Consider the following 2,017-nt stretch of genomic DNA (forward strand, 5'->3'; position numbering starts at 1 on the left):
GAGCTCAGGTCAAGGCTCAAGCCAGACTCTCCTGTCGGCTCAGGCGAGTGGGTCGACATTTCCGGTCTCATAACTCCGAAGAGCGAGATCGAGGAGCTCATGAAGGACGTGGAGAGCGGCAAGATCAGCTCTCTCGAGGAAGTGAACGCAGCTTTCGCAAGGATGTACGCGAACTACTACTCATACGAGTGGACATGGGCTTTCCAGCACCTCCAGGAGGTATACGGAATCAACCCTTCTAAGCTTACCAAGGAGGATGCGAACAACATCATCGAAAGATGGCGCAAGGCCGTGGTAGGTCTCGACCAGATGGTGTACGACGACGCCAAGAAGGAGTTCAACCTCGCCAGCATGACCGGATACGGCGCCGACGGCGGACGCGAGCAGAAGCAGCTCGACTTCGAGAACGTACGCGGAGACTTTGAGAGCAACTCGTTCGTGAACGCAGTGCTCAAGCACATAGAGATCAAGTCAGAACTCGGAGACCGCGCGAAGGAAGCAGTGTCACGCTGCCTCTAAGACAGGTGGAGGCTGCCAGAGAGCAGCCTACCACTCCTTATAAGGTTTCTTGGAAAGATACTTATTGTAGTAACGGACATCGCCCGTCACTTCCTCGCCCAGCCAGGAAGGACGGGCGAATTCTTCTTCTGGTGAGGACAGTTCCACCTCGGCCATCACGAGTCCCTCGTTATCGCCGTGAAACTCATCCACCTCGAACACATGGTCACCCACGGGGACAAGGCTGCGGGTCTTGTCGACCATGCCAGGCTCGCAGAGCTGAAGGAGTTCCTTCGCTTCCGACACAGGGATTTCCTTCTCCCACTCGAAGCGGACGAGTCCGTCCGCGCTGGAATTGCCCTTGATGGTGATGTAACCCTTGTCGCCACGGACCCTGATGCGCACGGTCCTTCCAGGTACGGTTCCGATGTATCCCTGAGCGATTCTGGTCGAGCCGGTCGCCTCTGCCTTGTATGCGTCCGTATGGACGAGGAATTTCCTTTCTATCTCCAGTGCCATGTCTTTTTGTTTTCCACTGCTAATTTAACGAAAATCGCAGCTATTCTATCTATATGAACAAAAAAGAGGCCGCCCTCCTGGGTCGACCTCTCCATATTGTCCAATAGCTACTAGTAACCGAGTTCCTTGACGGTGCTGCCCATGTGGGAAGCCTCAGCGTCGTTTGCATCGAGGCAGAACACCATGAAGTTAGGGTTCTCTGCGGTGCAAGGAGTCCAACCGAGCTCGTTGTCAGGACCGCTAGGATCGCTGTACTTAGCGAAGTTGGTCCACGCGGTGAGCATCTTCTCAGCGAGATCATAGTCACCCTTGGTCCAAGGCCTCCAGCAGTACTTGAGGGTCTTGAATACGAACCAAAGATCTGAAGAGTGGAAAGCGCCCTTGAGACGAGCGGTAACCTCAGGATGTGAGCCATCGTCCGGAAGAGGACGAGCGAACTCGTAAGCCCAAGCCTTTGCGCCCTTTGACTGGCGGTCAGCACAGAAGTCGATGACACCGTCGGTCATGTCGCGCATATCGTTCATGGTATAACCGATCATGTAAGGAACGTCAGCGAGGTTGCCATTGCGGGCAGCATCGTCGAAGCTCTCCTTGCATACATAACCCTCAACCATTGGTGAAGTCTGGATCATGGCACGCTTGCCGGTAGCACGGCTGTAGATATTTGCGAGAGCGAAGATCTCCTCGGTAGAGGCAGCACGCATCTTCTGGAGATCGGTAAGGCCAGCCCAATCCATGAGCTCCTTTGCACCGGCTGCAGCAGCCTCTGGAGTAAGAGCGACGCGACCGTTGTTAGCTGCAGGAGCGGATGCTGGGGCTACAGGGTTGAGACCGCCTGCTGACATGATGATAGCCTTGTGGAAGAGACCACGAGCGAGAGGAGACTCGCAAAGGGTCCTGACTGATCCACCACCTGCACTCTGGCCGAAGATGGTCACGTTGTCTGGGTCGCCACCGAACTGTGCGATGTTCTTCTTGATCCACTTGAGGGCCTCGATCT

The 2,017-nt window shown here is 55.3% G+C and carries 3 protein-coding genes; 1 reads left to right on the forward strand and 2 read right to left on the reverse strand.

Features of this window, described 5'->3' with window-relative positions; genetic code table 11:
• A partial coding sequence (locus AC06ND_RS07220) for a DUF6819 domain-containing protein (protein WP_475678315.1) occupies window positions 1-519 on the forward strand: 519 nt, incomplete at its 5' end.
• Between the two features lie 27 nt (window positions 520-546).
• Here AC06ND_RS07220 and AC06ND_RS07225 read toward each other — a convergent pair.
• Both AC06ND_RS07225 and AC06ND_RS07230 read right to left on the reverse strand, forming a co-directional pair.
• Window positions 547-1,017 carry a CYTH domain-containing protein gene (locus AC06ND_RS07225; RefSeq protein ID WP_475678316.1) on the reverse strand — a complete coding sequence of 157 codons (471 nt, stop codon included), beginning with the start codon at window positions 1,015-1,017 and terminating at the stop codon, window positions 547-549.
• 110 nt (window positions 1,018-1,127) lie between these two features.
• Window positions 1,128-2,017 (reverse strand): carboxylesterase family protein (locus AC06ND_RS07230; RefSeq protein WP_475678317.1); only part of this gene is annotated, 890 nt, incomplete at its 5' end.

This window comes from Candidatus Cryptobacteroides sp., assembly GCF_056207615.1.